Annotated in this window: 18 protein-coding genes; 6 read left to right on the top strand and 12 right to left on the bottom strand. The window is 36.3% G+C overall.

The features are described 5' to 3' along the window. Positions 1-15 precede the first annotated feature (15 nt). From AN161_RS03825 to AN161_RS03820, 3 genes are all read right to left on the bottom strand, one after another. Positions 16-369: a hypothetical protein gene (locus AN161_RS03825; protein ID WP_053593057.1), complete on the bottom strand. Its 354-nt coding sequence runs from the start codon at positions 367-369 to the stop codon at positions 16-18. Positions 370-567: 198 nt separating this feature from the next. Continuing rightward, on the bottom strand, positions 568-708 hold the full coding sequence (locus tag AN161_RS29400; RefSeq protein ID WP_158002964.1) for a hypothetical protein: 141 nt from the start codon (positions 706-708) through the stop codon (positions 568-570). Between the two features lie 87 nt (positions 709-795). Beyond that, complete coding sequence (locus tag AN161_RS03820) at positions 796-1,671, bottom strand: tyrosine-type recombinase/integrase (RefSeq protein ID WP_053593056.1); 876 nt, start codon at positions 1,669-1,671, stop codon at positions 796-798. A 366-nt stretch (positions 1,672-2,037) separates the two neighbouring features. Between AN161_RS03820 and AN161_RS03815 the strand changes: the two genes are divergently transcribed. Beyond that, positions 2,038-2,832, top strand: coding sequence for an enoyl-CoA hydratase/isomerase family protein (locus tag AN161_RS03815; RefSeq protein ID WP_053593055.1), 795 nt, complete (start codon positions 2,038-2,040; stop codon positions 2,830-2,832). 47 nt (positions 2,833-2,879) lie between these two features. Here AN161_RS03815 and AN161_RS03810 read toward each other — a convergent pair whose 3' ends face one another. Beyond that, complete coding sequence (locus AN161_RS03810) at positions 2,880-3,695, bottom strand: hypothetical protein (protein WP_053593054.1); 816 nt, start codon at positions 3,693-3,695, stop codon at positions 2,880-2,882. 224 nt (positions 3,696-3,919) lie between these two features. Here AN161_RS03810 and AN161_RS03805 point away from each other — a divergent pair, with 224 nt between their 5' ends. Continuing rightward, positions 3,920-5,095 carry an aminotransferase class I/II-fold pyridoxal phosphate-dependent enzyme gene (locus tag AN161_RS03805; RefSeq protein WP_053593053.1) on the top strand — a complete coding sequence of 392 codons (1,176 nt, stop codon included), beginning with the start codon at positions 3,920-3,922 and terminating at the stop codon, positions 5,093-5,095. 440 nt (positions 5,096-5,535) lie between these two features. Here the strand turns inward: AN161_RS03805 and AN161_RS03800 are convergent, their stop codons facing one another. The 3 genes from AN161_RS03800 to AN161_RS03790 form a co-directional block, all read right to left on the bottom strand. Beyond that, positions 5,536-5,769, bottom strand: a complete 234-nt coding sequence (locus AN161_RS03800) for a hypothetical protein (RefSeq protein ID WP_053593076.1) — start codon at positions 5,767-5,769, stop codon at positions 5,536-5,538. A 296-nt stretch (positions 5,770-6,065) separates the two neighbouring features. Further along, positions 6,066-7,265, bottom strand: coding sequence for an AI-2E family transporter (locus AN161_RS03795; protein ID WP_053593052.1), 1,200 nt, complete (start codon positions 7,263-7,265; stop codon positions 6,066-6,068). A gap of 64 nt (positions 7,266-7,329) precedes the next feature. Continuing rightward, the gene (locus tag AN161_RS03790) at positions 7,330-8,280 is read right to left on the bottom strand and encodes an LCP family protein (protein WP_053593051.1); all 951 of its coding nucleotides are present in this window, start codon (positions 8,278-8,280) and stop codon (positions 7,330-7,332) included. A gap of 175 nt (positions 8,281-8,455) precedes the next feature. On the opposite strand from AN161_RS03790, the gene msrA reads away from it, so the two are divergent. Then, positions 8,456-8,977: a peptide-methionine (S)-S-oxide reductase MsrA gene (gene msrA / locus AN161_RS03785; protein WP_082339638.1), complete on the top strand. Its 522-nt coding sequence runs from the start codon at positions 8,456-8,458 to the stop codon at positions 8,975-8,977. A gap of 131 nt (positions 8,978-9,108) precedes the next feature. On the opposite strand, the gene AN161_RS03780 is transcribed toward msrA, so the two are convergent. The 5 genes from AN161_RS03780 to AN161_RS03760 all read right to left on the bottom strand — a co-directional run bounded on the left by AN161_RS03780 (position 9,109) and on the right by AN161_RS03760 (position 15,081). After that, positions 9,109-9,498: a DUF202 domain-containing protein gene (locus AN161_RS03780; RefSeq protein WP_053593050.1), complete on the bottom strand. Its 390-nt coding sequence runs from the start codon at positions 9,496-9,498 to the stop codon at positions 9,109-9,111. A 106-nt stretch (positions 9,499-9,604) separates the two neighbouring features. Next, entirely contained in the window at positions 9,605-10,786 is a 1,182-nt protein-coding gene (locus tag AN161_RS03775; protein ID WP_053593049.1) for a serine hydrolase domain-containing protein, read from the bottom strand. Positions 10,787-10,802: 16 nt separating this feature from the next. Further along, the gene (locus AN161_RS03770; protein ID WP_053593048.1) at positions 10,803-12,038 is read right to left on the bottom strand and encodes an MFS transporter; all 1,236 of its coding nucleotides are present in this window, start codon (positions 12,036-12,038) and stop codon (positions 10,803-10,805) included. 176 nt (positions 12,039-12,214) lie between these two features. Beyond that, positions 12,215-13,792, bottom strand: coding sequence for an AMP-binding protein (locus AN161_RS03765; RefSeq protein WP_053593047.1), 1,578 nt, complete (start codon positions 13,790-13,792; stop codon positions 12,215-12,217). Positions 13,793-13,905: 113 nt separating this feature from the next. Continuing rightward, the gene (locus AN161_RS03760) at positions 13,906-15,081 is read right to left on the bottom strand and encodes an acyl-CoA dehydrogenase family protein (protein ID WP_053593046.1); all 1,176 of its coding nucleotides are present in this window, start codon (positions 15,079-15,081) and stop codon (positions 13,906-13,908) included. 173 nt (positions 15,082-15,254) lie between these two features. Here AN161_RS03760 and AN161_RS03755 point away from each other — a divergent pair, with 173 nt between their 5' ends. The 3 genes from AN161_RS03755 to AN161_RS03745 all read left to right on the top strand — a co-directional run bounded on the left by AN161_RS03755 (position 15,255) and on the right by AN161_RS03745 (position 18,563). Next, positions 15,255-16,163: a LysR family transcriptional regulator gene (locus tag AN161_RS03755; protein WP_053593045.1), complete on the top strand. Its 909-nt coding sequence runs from the start codon at positions 15,255-15,257 to the stop codon at positions 16,161-16,163. Between the two features lie 809 nt (positions 16,164-16,972). Beyond that, complete coding sequence (locus tag AN161_RS03750) at positions 16,973-18,073, top strand: saccharopine dehydrogenase NADP-binding domain-containing protein (protein WP_053593044.1); 1,101 nt, start codon at positions 16,973-16,975, stop codon at positions 18,071-18,073. A 142-nt stretch (positions 18,074-18,215) separates the two neighbouring features. Next, a complete protein-coding gene (locus tag AN161_RS03745) occupies positions 18,216-18,563 on the top strand; it encodes a VOC family protein (protein ID WP_053593043.1) in 348 nt (115 codons plus the stop codon). The last annotated feature ends 11 nt before the right edge of the window (positions 18,564-18,574 follow it).

Here is an 18,574-nt window from a genome sequence, read left to right as displayed (position 1 = left end):
TTAGATATCAATTTTTTAAAAATAATTTGTTATTGTGTTAATAAAATTGTTATAGTCTGGAATCCATAATTCATGCCCTGACTTTGAAAATTCTATAACTTCAACATTTTTCAAGTTATTTTTATATTTTTCTGCATCATCTGTGTTTAGTAAAGATCCCTCTTTACCAGCTTTAAGAACTAAGACAGGACAACCAATTTCCTTTAATTCCTCCCATAAAACTATTTCCTTTGAATCCATCTGAATACCTCTACCTACATGATCCCTGCCCTCTAATTTATCAACGGCCTCTATCCATGTTTCTTGAATTAGAGGATATTTTGCAGGATAATCACATAATATCAGGCCCTTGATTTCGTTAGGATTCATGGCTGCATATTTTATCGCATAGGGAACACCGGAACACCCATAGAATATGCCATTAAACAGTAGGCGTTAATATTGCTCTCCTTAATAACTGAAGTAATATCCAATATATGTTCTTCAAAAGTGTAACCACTTTGTGGAGCTTCACTTTTTTCCTCTCCCTCTTAAACTTATAGAGATACAATGTCTAGGAAAAAGAGATTACATTTCTACAATAAAATGTTCGGCATTTCCCATAGCACCAGGGATATATACAAGAGGTAGTAATTTTTGATCATAGTTCGTTGTTTCAATATATTGGATTTTAAAACCATTAATTGTAAACCCTTCAATAGAACGCATATAGATTCCCATTTCAATTTTCTAGGTTCTCATAAAATACCATTTTCGACTTTTGTTCTGGATAATTCCCTCTATGATACTTGAAAGCTATTCAAAACGCTCCTGCCTTTCAGTAAGCACCCATTTTCGCACATAGCCCATTTTTTCCTGAATATTTTCGATTGTTTTTTCACTTTGAAAGGCTTTTTGCATGACGGTGTATCGCAAATCTGTTGCTCTGACATTCGTTCCAATATCCTTTGACATCGTTTGGAAAATTCGCTCAATTGTTTTCGTTGAGATGGCTTTTGATTGACTAGCCTCGCTTACCCAAACCCATTCTCCCATCTTTTCTTCATGTAATTCCTCTGTTGCCTCTTTGTAATGCGCTAGCATGTCCATTACTATTGGAGAAAGCTTTATTTCTCTACGTCCATTTTGGTTAGAAATGAAAACTACCGATGAGTCGAAGTTAATATGAGCCCATTTCATACGTACAAGTTCTGCTGGCTTGCATCCTGTTTCTATAAGCATTTGAACAATGCAGCCATTACGTCTTGCTAACCAAGCATGCTCCATCGTTTTAGCATATTGAAAATAGGTCGGCCAGACATTTGCAATTTGCATCAATTGTTTCTTTGTCAGTACTTTTAAAGCTTCTTTGTGCCTCTTTTTTGGCTGTAAAATGACCTCATAATCAAAAGGCTCCACCCACTCTCGTAAAAAGACAAAGTCAACAAAGCCTCGCAATGTAGCAATTTTATGATTAAATGTGTTGATATTTTCGTAGGTTTCCTTCAGATAATTACTATATATAAATAACAATTCTTTTAATTGATGATCCACAAACAAGTAGTTTTTTTCATGAGCAAACGCTAAAAATTGATGTCCATCTAGATTGTACTGCTTTTTGGTTGCAGCACTTTTCTTTAAAGACTGTAAAAGTAATAAATAGCTGTTCCATGCTTCCTTCAGTGTGACCATCTAGCTCCCTCCTTGTTAACTGTGCGTGTTTTAACTATATTTTACTATATTTTGGGTGCGTAGGTTTATTTTATTTATATAAATAGTAATGTCGGATAATCTGTATACTTCATACACGATCCCGCTTCCAGTGTTCAAATGCTCCTTTTACAATGAAGAAACAAACGTTCCGATAGCAGTGTCTCATATCTTTTGTTTTCTTACAATAGTAATTTCCCTCACCCTGTTGTAGTACAATTTCTTTAATAAGGCCCTATTCTTGTATAACAGGGCTAATTTACATGAAAATTCGTATAATTTAGTGTTTATTGCCGTTTGTGTTATATAATAAGTGTATTAACTTTTAACATAGGGGGCTGTTCAAGTATGCAAGTAAAAACAACTCGACTTGAAGCAGAAGACGCAAAAATTATTTATCAAGAAACAGCTGGGCTTGCGATTATTACGATCCATCGCCCACAGGCCAAAAATGCACTAACAGCAAATATGTGGGATCAATTAGCGAAAATTGCCCTGCAAGTATTAGATAATCCGAAAAATAAAGTTTTGATTTTACGCGGATCTGGCGAAAACTTTACTGCCGGCTCTGATATTAAAGAATTTAACGCCATTTCACTTGATAAAGCCGAAAAAGCCTTTGTACATATGGAAAAAACGATCTCCACTATTGAGCGTTTACCAATTCCAACAATTGGCGTGATTAATGGTCCCGCAATGGGTGCTGGCTTAGAGCTTGCATTAGCCTGTGATATCCGCATTGGCTCCGAGAAAGCAAAGCTCGGTATCCCTGTCGGTAAATTAGGAATCACCTTAAATAACAAATTTGCACAGCGTTTAGTTCAACTTGTAGGCCCTTCTACAACGAAGGATTTAGTATTTACGGGGCGCATGTTTAAAGCCGAGGAAGCCTTTAAGCTTGGCATGCTCAACTATTTAGTAGCTGAAAAAGATTTAAATAAATACATGATTCGCATGGGTAAGCTTGTTGCTGGAATGTCACCTGAATCCTTACTAGCCGTGAAGCAATCTGTTCAAGAATGTGTGGACAGTGTACCAACATTATGGGAAGGTTCAACACCGTTTGTAGGAAAGGATTTTGCAGAAGGCTGCCGTGCCTTTGTAGAAAAACGTCAGCCTCACTTTACACGTCAATCAAAATAAAAAACAGGTACTCTGCTCGCCTATCTTGCGAATGGAGTACCTGTTTTTTATGATTTACGTTTAAGAACTACCGACTTAATGTGAAGATGAATCGCATCTAATTCATATCCAAAATGCTGATTAAATTCTGCCTGCAACGTTTGCTGTAATTCATACAATCGATCCGGTAATGAATAATTAATTGGTAGCTTTAGCTGTAGTGTAATCGTTGCTTGCGCTAGCTCACCTAATACAAATTGAACTTGCTCAACCTTGTGTACGATATCTTGTTTTGCACAGCAATACGTTAAAAGCTGCACATAAACATGCTTGCGAATCTCTATATATTCCTGTTGAAAATCAGGGCGCACAATCGTTGTCTCACCTATTTTTTCACGCTTTGAAGAAAAAATCTCCTTGCCTTTTTGTACTAACAGTTTAAAAAAATTTTGTTCGACTTGGCGATAAGGTATTGGCATGACATGCTTCCCCTGCGTCTGTCGAATAAAGCGTGCTTTTGCAATTTCTTTTTGGGAACGCACTTCCTCAACATAGTAATATTTATCGATTGGACCAAGCTCAAGCTGTCGAGCTATCGTCTTTGTCATTTTATCGGACGTTCCGATCAGTAAAATCGACTGTACCTTATATGTATCAAGTGCTTTTTTTACTTCCTCACGGTGGGTATCATCTGTAAAAATGGCTCGACGAACGGCTGTTATCGTATTTTTCTCAAATTTTGCGGAGATTCCTGCTACTTTCACACCATTAACAATTAGAAGACCATCATCAATAAGAGCCTCTACCCCGATTTTATGGGCGAAAACAAGTGCGCTTGTACTTTTCCCTGTTCCACTTGGACCACTTAAAGAATAAACATTCATTCCTATCAGCCCCCTTCCATTTTATTATGATAGCAGAAATGCTACTTATTTTCCGTCAAAATTATTATTTCCATCATTAGCTAAAACATTTCCGCTAGTCTACGCACACATCTTCTCCATTATTGAAATATATTCTTTTTTCAGAATAACTTTCCCTTTATGTGTTTTAGTATGATAAAATGTGAACTACTATTCTGTTATACAACTATAAGGAGTGTACTCGTTTGAAAATCGTACCATCTAAAAAAATGTCATTATTTACACCAGCAATTTTCGGAGATTTAAAAAACTTTGCCAAACAACAGCAAGCTAAAGGGATGACAATGATCGACCTAAGCTTAGGTAGTCCAGACCTTCCCCCCCACGCTAAAATTCGCGAGCATTTATCCTATAGAGCGGGTTTAGCAGAATCCTATGGCTATACTTTAACGGGCACACAACGTTTTTATGAAGCTGTTAGCCGCTATTATAAACGTCGTAGCAATGTAGATTTAGATCCCGCTTCTGAAATCATTCAAACGATTGGCTCTCAAGAGGGCTTAGTGCATTTACCAATTGCCTTTTGTGACCCCGGAGATATCGTCTTATCCACAAACCCAGCTTACGTTGCCTATGATGCAGGGATTCATCTAGCAGGCGCAACGCCTTACTACATGCCACAAACAGCTGACAACGACTATTTACCAGATTTAGATGCTGTGCCTGAAGAAATTGCTCAAAAAGCAAAGCTACTGATTTTAAACTTACCAGGTAATCCAGTACCAGCAATGCCTTCATTAGCCTATTTTGAAAAAGTCATTGCCTTTGCTAAAAAATACAACATCATCGTTCTACATGATGCGGCTTACTCTGAGTTCTACTTTACAGGTGATGGCCCAATTAGCTTCTTAGCCGCTCCTGGAGCAAAAGAAGTTGGTATGGAAATTAACTCCTTATCGAAAAGCTTTAGCCTTGCTGGAACACGTATCGCTTATATTGCGGGCAACGCAGAGATGATTACAATATTAAAGCAATTAAAATCAAATTTAGATTTCGGTATTTTCGAGCCAATTCAAGATGCTGCGGTCGTAGCACTTGATAACGCAGAGGAAATTACAGCAAGCCTACGTGAAACATTCTCAGAACGCCATAAAACACTAATGAACGGCTTACGTGAATTAGGATGGGATGCAGCCCCTTCAAATGGTGGCATGTTCGTATGGGCAAAATATCCGTACGATATTGACTGTACAGATCTAGCCTTTAAACTAATTGAACAGGCTGGCATTGTGACAGTTCCTGGTACAGTATTTGGCTCGGCTGGACAAGGTTATTTACGTTTAGCGTTAGTTCAACCAAAAGAATTGTTACAGGAAGCTATTGACCGCTTAGCACAAGTGCAAGTAACGCCAAAAAATTAATCATGTAAACAAAATGAAGACCCTTCTAACTTACTTGTTGGAAGGGTTTTTGCTATAGCTTACTATGTAATCTTCAAGTATCGGTTTATCAGGTGGACTAATGTTTTTTGGTAAATCAACTAATGAGAAAAATTGAAGCATTGTTGCCTCGTCACGATCATGAATGAGTAAGCCACTATATTCTTTACATTTAAAGGCAGTATACGGATTGATTTCTTTCGTTTATCAAATACCTTCTTGACCGTTTTCGTTCGATAATTTAACAAGTTGTTCATCTTTATCTGTAAACTTTTGGTATATATAATGCATGTTCTCCTTGACCGGGACGAATAAATACCAAATCTACCCAATCATCACTCCTTATAATTTAATACCTTTCTTCAAATAACTGCACCGTTACGTCTTCACTTGTTTTAGAAACGCACCCATTAGTAAAGTAACTAAAGATTGATAATTTCACCAGAGTATTCTCTTAAATGTTCAATGGCCAATATCACTGCACTTTCCTCCGTCTCAATCAAAGTCAATCCTTTTTTAATAGGACTCCAATACTCATATCCGCTGTCTTCTTGCCACATATATACTTCTGTAGTATAAAGACCATCCTTACGTTTAATAATTTGAACTTTATATTGATTGCTCGGAGACAACATTTCCTTTAGCAATTGTTCCATCATTTCACCATCTTTACAAATAATATTATAGATCTTCATAGCGATATTAACATAAATGTCCAATAAAAAAATCATCTCAAAGAATAACTAAAGAGATGATTTTTATCAATCTTTATTATAATCGATCACCACGACCTTAAAACTGAAGACACCGTTCTATCTCTTGCAACAAATACGTAGACTTCGTGCTTACTAATTCCATGCTTTTTAGCTTTGATTTTACGTTGCTTCAACTTTAAGTTAAAAATAGCCCTATGAAAAAACAGCTACTGCACTTTCGCAATAGCTGTCTCTTCTTACACTTCATATTTTTGATGATCTTCATCCTCATATCGATTATAACGCTGTTTGAATAGATTAAATAAATGTGTCACAAGCACTTTTAAGATAGCATAGCCTGGAATCCCTAAAATAACACCAGGTACGCCAAATAAAGAACCAGCCGTTAATAAAACGAAAATTATTGTAATTGGATGGATACTAAGTGATTTACCCATAATTTGAGGAGAAATGAATTTCCCTTCAATCAGCTGTACTACCGTCCATACAATGGCTAGCTTAATAAGCATAAACGGTGATGTAACAAGAGCGATAATGACAGCTGGTGTAATCGCAATAACCGGCCCTAAGTAAGGAACCACACTCGTAATCATCGCAAGGAACCCAAGCAATAAGGCATATTTCATACCGATAATTAAAAATCCGATTGTCACCATAGCACCGATACACATTGACACTAAAATTTGCCCCTGTATGTAAGAACTAATTTGCTTGTCCATATCGTGCAAAATTGCATGCACTTCTTTACGCATGCGTGGCGGGCACATTTTTAAAATAAAGCTCGGTAGTTTTTTACCATCTTTAAGTAAGTAAAATAAAATAAATGGCACTGTCACTAATGATAGAACAATTCCTGTTAAGGTAGAAAGGAAGCCAGTAATACCGGATGCCACACCTTGTGCTAAATTCGTAGCCGTATCTTTTACCGTTTCAAACATATCCGTTGTAAAATTCTTGACAACCTCGTCATAGTTAAAGCCTATTTTATCCAAATACTCATTGAAGCGTGAATTGTTTAAGTAATCGACAACATTTTGTGTTAGCGCCATAAAGTATCCTGGAAATTCCTGCGCTAAATTAGTGAATTGATCACGTAAAAATGGATAGACAAGTACTACTAATAACGTTATTATGCCAATTACAGCGATATATAGAAGAAAAATACCCCAAACTCTTGGGATACGCCATCTTTCTAAAAGCCCTAATAATGGGCGTAATAAATAATACCCGATAATGGCAAGTACCCCAGGTAGAATAACCACCTCAAATAAAACTTTTAGCGGGGTAAATATAAAGGAAACTTTTTGAAACATGAAAATAACGCATGCCGATAATAATAAAATAAGCAGTATAAAAAATAAATTTTTACCACCTAAAAAGCGAATAAATTTCGTTGAAAAGAAATTCGACCGCTCTTTTGGTCTTTCTTTTTCCATATACTCACTCCAATACAAATCCTATACCTTTATATTACAGGATAAAGTTGGATTTTGCGAAACATCACTCCAAGGAAATGCCTAAAAAATCACGTAAAAATGCTTTGTTTTTCTCTACATCAATAACAATTGAATCGCCAGCATGACTAAAGTTTTTGAAACTATAACTGCCTTCAATTGGTATAGTTGCTTTTTCTATTTTGACTTTACCTTTTGACACCATTTTAAGCACTTGCTGAATTTCTCCTGCAGATGAATAGTCTGTTGTTACATAGCCTTGTGCTGCACCAACGAATTTTGGTAAGTTCAACATATTTTGAGGCGCTAAAATTTCATTCTTTAATGCTTCGATAACTTTTTGCTGACGTGCTACCCGACCAAAATCCCCTTCAGCATCGTGGCGGAATCGAGCATAGCCAAGTAATTCTTTACCGTTTAAGTTATGCACACCTTGCTTCAATGAAACGCCAATATTTTCGGACATATCCTTTTCTACATCGATTTCAACTCCATTTGGCGCTAAAATATCTACAAGTGATTCGAAATTTTTAAAATCGATAATAGCATAATGATGAATTGGAAGACCAAACATATTGCTGATCGTTTCCTTTAATAATTGAACACCGTCTAAATAGTAAGCCGTATTAAGCTTATAGGATTGGTAACCTGGAATTTCCGCATAAATATCTCGCATGAAGGAGACGAGTTTAATATCATTTGTTTTCTTATTCCAAGATAATACCATCATTGTATCTGTACGTGATTTTTCTTCACCACGAGTATCGACTCCTAATAATAAATAGTTTTCAACATCATCTTTTACTGTATCGCCACTGAAATCCTCCTGGGCTACCTTTGTATCGTTTGCCAATTCTAGCCCACTTCGATATTGCATAACGGAATAACCCACAATAACAATGACAAAAAGTAATAACAATGTGAACAATGCTCTCCCTTTACGCAATCGGCGTTTTGGGGGACGTTGTGAGCGTCTTGAATATTCTTGCTCTTCCATAATAATAACTCCTCTATTTTTTATAGTTAATTTAACGATTCATCTTAAGGAAAGTTTCATTTTATATTATGTTACGAATCCTCTCAATATCTATTTATTAGTTATTTTACACCCTATTTGCCAGTAATGAACAAAATAATGCTATAATATTTTCACGAAAGAAAGGATGATGAACATGATTGAGAAAGCTTCATTTGCTGGCGGTTGTTTTTGGTGTATGGTAAAGCCATTTGTTGAATGGGATGGTATACATAAGGTCACTTCGGGCTACATGGGTGGCCATTTAGAAAACCCTACTTATGAAGATGTAAAAAAAGGTACTTCTGGCCATTTAGAAGTAGTCGAAATTGAATTCGATCCTAGCGTTTTTAGTTATGAGCAGCTCCTTGATATCTACTGGATGCAAATCGACCCAACGGATGCCTATGGCCAATTCCATGACCGTGGTGAATCATACACGACGGCTATTTTCACCTATTCAGAAGAGCAAAAGCGAATTGCAGAAGCTTCCAAGGAGAAGCTTGCGAAAAGTGGTCGCTTTGATAAACCTATTGTAACCACAATTCGCGATGCCAAGCACTTCTACCCTGCAGAAGATTATCATCAGGACTATTATCAAAAAGAGTCGGAGCATTATCAGAAGGACCGAGCGCTTTCAGGTCGAGATCAGTTCATCACTGAGCATTGGGAAAATTAGAGCAATTCCTTCATCAATAGCATACTAAAAAACACGTATTTTGGTTTAGTCAAAATACGTGTTTTTTAGTAAGATAAAATTTGTTTTAGCGTCAGCGTACTGATGTTTATTAATTGCGAGCTATTTATAGATTACAGAAATAATAAGAAAGAAAGATACATAAAAATAATGAAAATTAAGATGGAGAAAAGTGACGAAGTAATAAAAATACAACGATTTGAAGGATTAAATATACCATCCTGGATTTCTTTCCTTTTCCTTGAATATTGAAAAGTAGCCAAACCTCCTATTATAAAACCAACGAAACAGGCGAAGATGCCAAGGCATATCGCTACGATATGAATATATTCATTCGCGTTAATTTTAATCGTAAAATGCAAAGAAGTGGTCAAAAACCCTACACCGACAATAGATATACTAGTCCGTATCCACGCTAAATAAGTTCTTTCATTCGCTAAATGCTGCTGTGCATATTTTACACTATCGCCTGTTTCTTCTTTCCAGTTATTTAATGCCTCCATAAACCGTAACCCTTCCCTATCCCTTTTTTGAAAGTCTCGTATTCTGTGAACGTAACTGTTAGGTAGTGCCTTTATAAAATTCAAGCTCTTCTGGGCAGCCCTGATGTTATTGCTTTACTAGATACTCTATTATCGCTTTATACACATCTATTCCTTCTGATTTAGGCGAATGATAAGAAGATAATTTTACAATGACTGTATCAGCTTTTGATGCAATGTGTATTCGCTGGTCAAACTTTCCTCGAGCTGAATATCCCCCATATCGATCATGGCTAACCCACCATTGATTATGATAGGAGAATCCTGAAAGATAATTATGAGTACTTCCCGCAAGAAATTTTGGGTCCCCACCCTTTTGAATTCCCCTAATTATATGCTCCGGAATAATTTGTTGGCCATTATAGTAACCATCGTTGCACATCATATCCCCAAAACGTACCAAGTCTCGCAATGTAGCCCGCATTCCACCACTGGCTATGTCTGTACCGATTTGATCTAAGTGCATCAAGGCATTTTCTTCTGCACCCAATTTAGACCATATCAATTCTTGAATTAATTCTGCTAAATTTTTTCCTGTTAAGCGTTTGATAATCCAGCCCAACGTTTCTGTTTGCCCATTTTCATACTTAAATACAGTACCAGGTGGTATATCTTTTTTGCTTGATATCATAAATTCGTATAGGTTTTCCGGTCCATTATAGTTATCAGGTTTTGGTATTGAGCCAGATGCAATAAAAATTGGTGTCCCACGGCCTATTCCCATTGGCGTGTTTGCTTCCATATATTTCACAGGGACTTGCATATCAAGCAATTGCTGAACAGTTCCATCACCAAGTCCTGTTCCTTCTAATTCAGGAATGTAGAAGGAGGCCCTTTTATTTAAATTCAATAACCCTTCATCAGCAAGTAAACTAACAATCAATCCAACAAATGACTTTGTAGCAGAGTTCAACGCATGAGGCTGATACGATTTATAGCCATTAAAATAGTTTTCGTACAAAACTTTTCCTTTATGCAACACTAAAAAAGCATCTGTATTCGTTCTTTCAAGATACGATAACACATTTTCATCCTTATTCACGTATATATTTTCCAGATCTAATGAATCTTTAGCGTATGATAATAGGGAGGGCTTCTGGCTTCCTCTCCAGATAATACGGCAAGGACTCAATTCACCGATATGACAATACCCTTGCAAATTTTTTATTGAAGTAAGCCAATTATCCTTTGTCACGATATCTGCTGAATTTGGCGGAAAAGCTTGCATTTTATTTGTTAAGTTCTGCATGACAATCTCTCCTTCATTAAAAAGAAGGCTCTATAAGCACATCTTCTTTTGATTCTTTACCTTTATTTCTAATCGTTAGTGCTGCAATTGCCCCTGCCAATGCAGCAGCGATTAAAAACCAAAAAACAGCCGTATAAGATCCGTTGAAAATAGTAAGAACAAACCCAATGACCATTGGTGAGATCCCCCCGGCAATCTGTCCGCCAAAGGAAACAAATCCTGTCACAGACCCCGTTAATTCCTTACCTGAATACTTAATAATCATTGTGTATAATGCTGTTCCGATAAAAGAGATTGAGATAGCATTAAAGGTCAAATAAACAATCCCAAGAGCGACAGACGTTGCATTGAACATCAAAAATAGAAAGACACTGGAAGATAGTAATCCTCCGATTGCTAGGTATTTTTCTCTTCCAGCCATATACTTATCTAAAATCAAGCCGCTTACATTAAACATGATAAAGGAAGCAACATAGGGGATGGCCATCAAGACACTTGCAGATAACAAGTCCAAACCTTTACTTACCAAATAAGACGGCATCCAGGTAATCATCCCCCAATTCACGATATTAGAAAAAAATTTCGTAAAGAAGAAATTCCAAAAATTATCGGTTTTAAATACCATTTTGTAAGGAATCTTATTTTTATTTTGTTCTTTATTATTTATTTGGTTATCTTCTGGAGATTTCAAATAGATCCAACTGGCCCACGCTATAAAAACTCCTAAAATCCCAATGCTTACAAACATCCATCTCCACTCAAAGAAAACCAACAAAAAACCTATTGCAACGGAACCTATGACACCACCTGCCGTTTGTGCAGATAGAAAGAATGAACTGGCCCTTCCTCTTTCATTTTCGCTAAAGTTGTCAGAAATCGATTTCATACTGGCAGGAAAGACACTGCCTTCCGCTATACCAAACAGGAAACGAATTAAAAGTAGTGAAATAAATGACCAGGCAAGACTTGTAAGTGCCGTAAAGAGCGAAAATCCTAAGATGGAAAAGACCAACACATTACGTGCACCATACTTATCGGTAAGCCACCCTCCTATTGGGTGCATCAGAGCGTAGCTGAAAAAGAAGATACTTAAAACCAAACCGGATTCAAAAGAGTTAAGGTCCAATGCTTTCTGAATTGGAATGATGGCTATGTTCATTGATGTTTTATCAATGTAACTTAATACCATCCCAATAAATAGTAAAATGATTATAATGGATTTACGCTTTTTATCAGCAGCATATACTTGCATTTTTATTCACTCCTTTTTGAAGTATCGTTATATGATTCGTACCCTTTGCGGTATTCCTTTAATGGTCGTAATCATAACCTAACTTAACAAATTTCAAAAACACCATTTATTAGGACTTTTATTTTTTATTTGAAAATACCAACCGAATTGATGGTAAAAAATCTAATTGCATCTTTCTAATTCACCAAACGTGCTGTTCCTTCCCAGAAAGGTTTTCTTAGCTCTTTCTTATCAATCTTCCCTACCATTGTTAACGGTAATGACGTCTCAAAAAATACCTCTTTTGGAACCATATAAATAGAAGTACGTTCTTTACAATACTCGATTAATTCTTCCTTCTTACAAGTTTCACCCTTACGCAGCACAGCAAATATACAGACCGCCTCACCCCAATCGTTATGCGGTATGCCTATGCAAGCGCTCATTGCCACCTTAGGGTGCTGGTTCACGATCCTTTCTACTTCAGCGGGGTATACATTGAAACCGCCAGAAATGATCAAATCCTTTTTACGTTCGACAATATGAAGATATCCTTGTTCATCCAGTTTTCCGATATCACCCGTAAAGAACCAGCCATCACGATATGCCTCTGCTGTCAGGTCTGGTCTTTTGTAATACCCAACGGAGACAGAAGGGGTTTTGACAGCAATTTCTCCCGGTTGTAATGGTTCCACGTCTCGCCCATTAGCGTCAACCAAACGAATTTGAGTGAGCATACACGGTTTTCCGCAGCTTTTTAACACTTCAAGATTGTTCTCATAAGCAAAGAGGTGATCGCTTTTTGTAAGTCTCGCAATGACAATACTGCATTCAGTCATCCCATACTGCTGTCTAAAAATAGGACCAAAGATTTCAAATGCTTCTTTCAGACGTTCTGAAGAAATAGGCGATGAACCATAATTTATATTACGCAATGAGCTCACGTCATAGCTTTTTTTCTTGGCCTCATCAATCAATCGGTAAATAATAGTTGGAACCACAAAGGTGCTTGTAATCCGTTCTGTTTGTACAATCTGCATAAATACTTCTGGATGAAATGCCTTCATGATATACACATGACATCCAGATGCTAATGACCTCTGTAGTAGCACACCTGCAGCATGAATAATAGGTGTACAAAACAAAACCTTTTCTTGGTCATCGTAAGGATATTCCATACATGAAGCCATGAGTGAGGACCCAAACCCCTGTTGAGAGTGCATGACCCCTTTTGGCGTCCCTGTTGTACCACCTGTATACGATATAATTGCTAAGTCCTCTAATGAGGCAACAGGGAACGCAACGCTACCTTTTTTATCATCTAAATCAATAGAATAAAATTCTTCTGGGTATTCAACACCAAAGCCTGGCAGACCAATAACTGTTACATTGTTTTTACCTGCCTCTTTTTGATAGTTAAGGACAGATTCTACATGCTTCTGAGTTGCCATAATAACAACTTCGGGCTCGGCATCTCTCAAGATAAACTCGATCTCTCTAACACCGAGCTTATCATTTAATGGGACGACGGTTGCCCCACATCGACTTACACCAAGATTATATACGACATTTTCAATACTATTTGGAATCAAAACCGCAACATGCCTTCCAATTTGTACACCAAGACGTATTAACTGGCTCGCTACCTCCTCAGCATTAGCTCGTAATTCCTTGTAAGTAATAGTTTCATCTGTATCAACACAAGTAAGTGCCGGCTGGTAATCAAATTTATTTATACTATTGAACAGAAAAGCCTGAAAAGTTAAAGTATCCATGAAAACTTCCTCTCTCTAGTAAAATACAATAATAATTGTTAAAAATAGTTGTTTCCAATTTGAAACTCCGAATATCCCAGAATGTATAGTAGAATCGGCTATGCTTTTTTCTTTTATTTATTCAGCAGTTCTTTGGCAATCATGTTTTTCTGAATTTCAGATGTACCAGTCAGAATCCTAAACATTCGTACGTCTCTGTACATTTTCTCGACAGGGTGTCCTTTCATTAACCCTTGTCCGCCAAAGATTTGAACAGCCTTGTCGGCAACTCGATTAGCAACCTCAGAGGAATACAATTTAACCATTGATGCATTCCCTCTTACATCTTCACCGTGGTCAATCTTTTCGATCACATCGTAGAGCATGCAACGTGCCGCGTATATTTCAGTCCCCATCTCCGCTAACATATGTTGAATTGCTTGAAATTCTCCAATTGGACGTCCAAACTGAATCCGCTGTTTGGCATGATCGATAGATAAGTCCAATAGCCGTTGTGCTACGCCAAGATAGGTAGCTCCCCACGAAGCCCTATTTTCATTGATTCTGCCGAGTCCGAGCATTAACCCCTTGCCCGTTTGACCGAGAATATTGGCAGATGGCACTCGGCAATAATTAAAGATTAGCTCGGCCGTGCTCCTTTCTCCGGAAATTGGAACCTGAATGTTTCCTAATTCAAACCCTGGTCTTCCCTCTGCTTGTTTTTCTACAATAAAAGCAGTTACTCTTTCACTAGCTGGATCCACAATCTCCTTCGCCAAAACAATACCCCAATCTGCATATGGAGCAGCGCTAATAAAATGCTTTTTACCATGTAATATATAATTATCACCTTCGCGTACTGCCGTGGTTTGAATAGCACGGACATCGGATCCTGCCCCAGGTTCTGATAACGCAAAGCAGCATCCCGCTTCAGCATTAATCACTGGCATTACATATTTTGTTATTTGATCCGGCGTAAATATTTTTAACATCTGACCAATGCGTAAAGGTCCCCCTATTTCACCTAAAACATGCCCCCATAAAGCCGCCCCTGATTTTGCCAGTTCTTCTTTTAGGATACATAGCCCTTTTAGGCTAAGTGACTGTCCCCCTACCTCCTTAGGAAGGTTGATACCATAAAATCCGAGCTCCTTTGATCGCTTTCTGACCCATTTAATCTGTTCCATTGAAATCTCTTTTTCTGAATCAATTCCATGTTCACTTTCAAACGGTAACAACTCGTTGTAAATGAACTCAAGTAGCCTCTCTTTTAAATGTTGAATATTTTCGATTTGTACTGTTTCATGCATACTTTACTCCCCTCCAAAACACATTCCTTCTAAATTAGAAAGCGGTTTCATCTACCTGTTTTTAGAATAGTTATAATATTCTTGATAATTATTTTATATATGGTTGTAGGTAAAGTAAAATGGTAATATATCATATAAACTTGAATGAAATTCATATAAAAGGGGGTAACGTTGTGCATTTAGAGCAATTAAAATATATTGTTGAAGTAGCTAAAACGCGTTCAATTTCCGTCGCTGCCCAAAACCTTCATGTTTCACAATCGACCATTAGTAAGGCAATTACCAGTTTTGAGCAAGAATTACGAATTCAATTGTTTACACGATCACGGTTAGGCGCCCAGCCTACCGCAGAGGGTAAAAACATTATTAAAAAAGCGTATGAAATTGCCGTGAAGATTGAAGAAATACAAGAAGAAGCGCAAGAGCAAGCATCATTAATAAACGGAGAATTAAATTTATCGGCCAGCCCTAGCTTTTTCCTACCAATTTTACTTGGAACGTTAGCTAACTTTAAAAAAGACTATCCTAACTTTCGTATTCTCATGACAGAAAAAAAGTCACCCAATATTATTGAAGATGTTCTACAAGGAAGGATTGACATCGGATTATCTATGCTTGATGGAATCGATTGGAATGCACATGAAGAGCTGATTTTCGAAACCTTATTAGAGGGAAAAATTATGGTATGTGTCAGTAAACATTCTCCATATGCATTCAGTGATTATATAACGCCTGAGGAGTTAATAAATGAAACAATAGTGATGTATGATGGGGTAATATGGAAAGATTCCATTTCTATATTTATGAATAAATACGGACCCATGAATATTTTATTTACTTCTAACAATACCGAAGTCATTAAAAAGGCTGTTGCAGATGGTTTAGCGATAAGCTTTTTGATGAATATAGCACTAATAGATGATCATTATGTTAATAGTGGAGATATTATTCCGATACCATTAATAAATTTTGAATCTCATCAACGATCTTTCGGATGGGTACGATCAAAGAAAAAGCATTTTTCTTTGGCAGCTCGAGAGTTTTTAAAATACCTCAAATTTAATATCTCCAAGTTAGAATAACGTATTACAAATTAATTTTAAAAACGTATTTCTCGATAAAAACAGGATCTATACAGGTCTTGGGCTCGTTCGAAATGGATTTTTTAAAAATCAGAAAAAGTCGAATTCCAAAATACTAAGGATTCGACCTTTTTTATGCTTGTTACATTAATCGTTAGTGTTAAAAACCAATCATTTATATACTCAAGGGCTTTTTGCTACTTTGAAGCGTATGATAAAAAACGACCTCTGATCCATCTGAAATTCATCTTTTTTAAGGAAGTTTTAAAATAACGTGTATAAAAAATAATGAACGGCCTATACTATTTAAGATTTCACTTCAAATCCAATGACAAGGAGGGTTAACCTGATGAGTGGGGCTGACCGGTAACTCAGAAGGACCATCAAAGCTGAATGAAGCTAAAGCACAGTTGTCTTAAAAATTTAAGATCAATGCGGAAGCGAGGCAGTGTGTCATGGAGCACTATAAGTAAGTGAGAATCAAGCCCGGAATATCAATTCCGGGTTCATTTTTGTTTTGGTACTACTAGCTGTACCGCCATTATTCCGGAAAATCTTCGCACGAAAAAAGCCAAATACCTGTTACGTAAATTCATTTTTCTTAACTCATTTGTAATTCCCTTAAATACAAAATGGGAATGAGTTGTGTTTTATTTGTTAGCCTACTTCCATTTTAGTTCTCCTTGCAAAAAGATGGATGGATATTTATGTTAAGATAGAGAAAATAAAACATTACTATTAATTATTCTACAGGGGTATTTTATTAAAATTGTGTAAGTTGTTTTAAACTATGAGAAGGTGGTTTTCAAGTGAAAAATATTTTAGTAATCGGCGGTTATGGTCAAGTCGGTACCGTAATCTGTAAATCTTTATCTCAGATTTACCCTGGAAAAGTTATCGCGGCTGGTAGAAATTTTGAAAAGGCAAAAAGGTTTTCTTTGTCTATGAATGACAAGGTTCTGCCGTTGAAACTAGATATTTATAATTTAGAGACATCCCATGAAGTATTTACACACACACAGTTAGTAATAATGTGCCTTGACCAAAAAGATACTAATTTCGTTGAAATGTGTATTCAAAATAAAGTTAATTATATAGATATTTCCCCTTCCTATACTATCCTATCAAAAATTGAAAGTTTACATAGTAAGGCCATTGAATCGGGAACAACATTAGTATTGGGGGTAGGTTTATCTCCAGGTTTATCAAATTTAATGGTTAAAAATTTAGTCAATCAGGTTAATAAAGTTAACCGTACGGACACTTATTTAATGCTTGGGATTGGTGAAAAGCACGGAAATGACGGAGTAGAATGGTTGCTAAATAATATAAATAATAATTTTTCGATATGTGAAAATGGTCAAAATAAGTATGTAAGTAGTTTTACTGATGGTAAATATGTAGAGTTACCAAAAAAGTTTGGGAAAAGGATTGCTTATAGATTTAATCTGGCTGACCAACATATTCTCACTAAAACGCTTCCTTTAGAAAACGTATCTTCTCGCTTTTTTTATGACTCGGACTTTACAACAAAAGAATTAGCTATACTTAAAAAGGTAGGAACTTTCAAGCTATTAAAATATAAATTCTTTAAAAATATTTTTATAAATATATTTGTGGGAGCTTTACATATTTTTGATAAATTAAATATTGGCTCAAATGATTATTTAATTAAAGCAGAAGTACATGGGGAAATCGAGGGAAAAAAAGGAATTATTGAATCCGTATTATTTGGTTCAAATAATACAGAGATAACAGGTAATGTAGCCTCAATATTAGGGAATAAGTTAATCAAAAATAACTATTCAGCAGGTGTACACTACATAGAACAGCTTTTTGACTTAGACGATATATTATCAATTCTAGATGATAATATATCTTATAAATATGAAATCAAATCCTTCAACTAACGATCGTTTTACATGAAGTAGCCCACCCAAATAATCGATGTGAAAAATTGTACTTAAACTATTCGAGCGGTATAGTTGAAGAAGGAACTAAACATAAAATTGAAAAACGAAAAAATTTAAAGACAGACAGGAATTAGATACGATGATAAAAGGTTTCGGAGGAATATTTTGGAGAACAAAGAATCTAGATGTTATTAAAAAATGGTACAGTGAAGTATTGAAGATTGAAATAGAAAATTGGAATGGGACTGTGATTAAACCCCAATCAGGAAATGAGACGATCTTTTCTTTCTTTACCGAAGAAGACAGTTATTTTCCAACAGAACAACAAGTGATGTTAAATTTCCAAGTACATGACATAAATGAGACGATTCAGCATCTTGAACATATTGGTGTACCTCTTGTAAAGGAAAAAGAGATTAGTGAATTTGGAAAGTTTATTTGGATTAAAGATCCTGATGGTCGACTGATCGAGCTTTGGGAGAAATAGCGGGGGGTAAT

The sequence above is a fragment of the Lysinibacillus sp. FJAT-14222 genome (assembly GCF_001278875.1).
GTDB classification, from domain to species: Bacteria; Bacillota; Bacilli; order Bacillales_A; family Planococcaceae; genus Lysinibacillus; species Lysinibacillus agricola.
The sequence above is the reverse complement of the archived record's forward strand: the minus strand, read 5'-3'. Positions and strand labels throughout refer to the sequence as shown.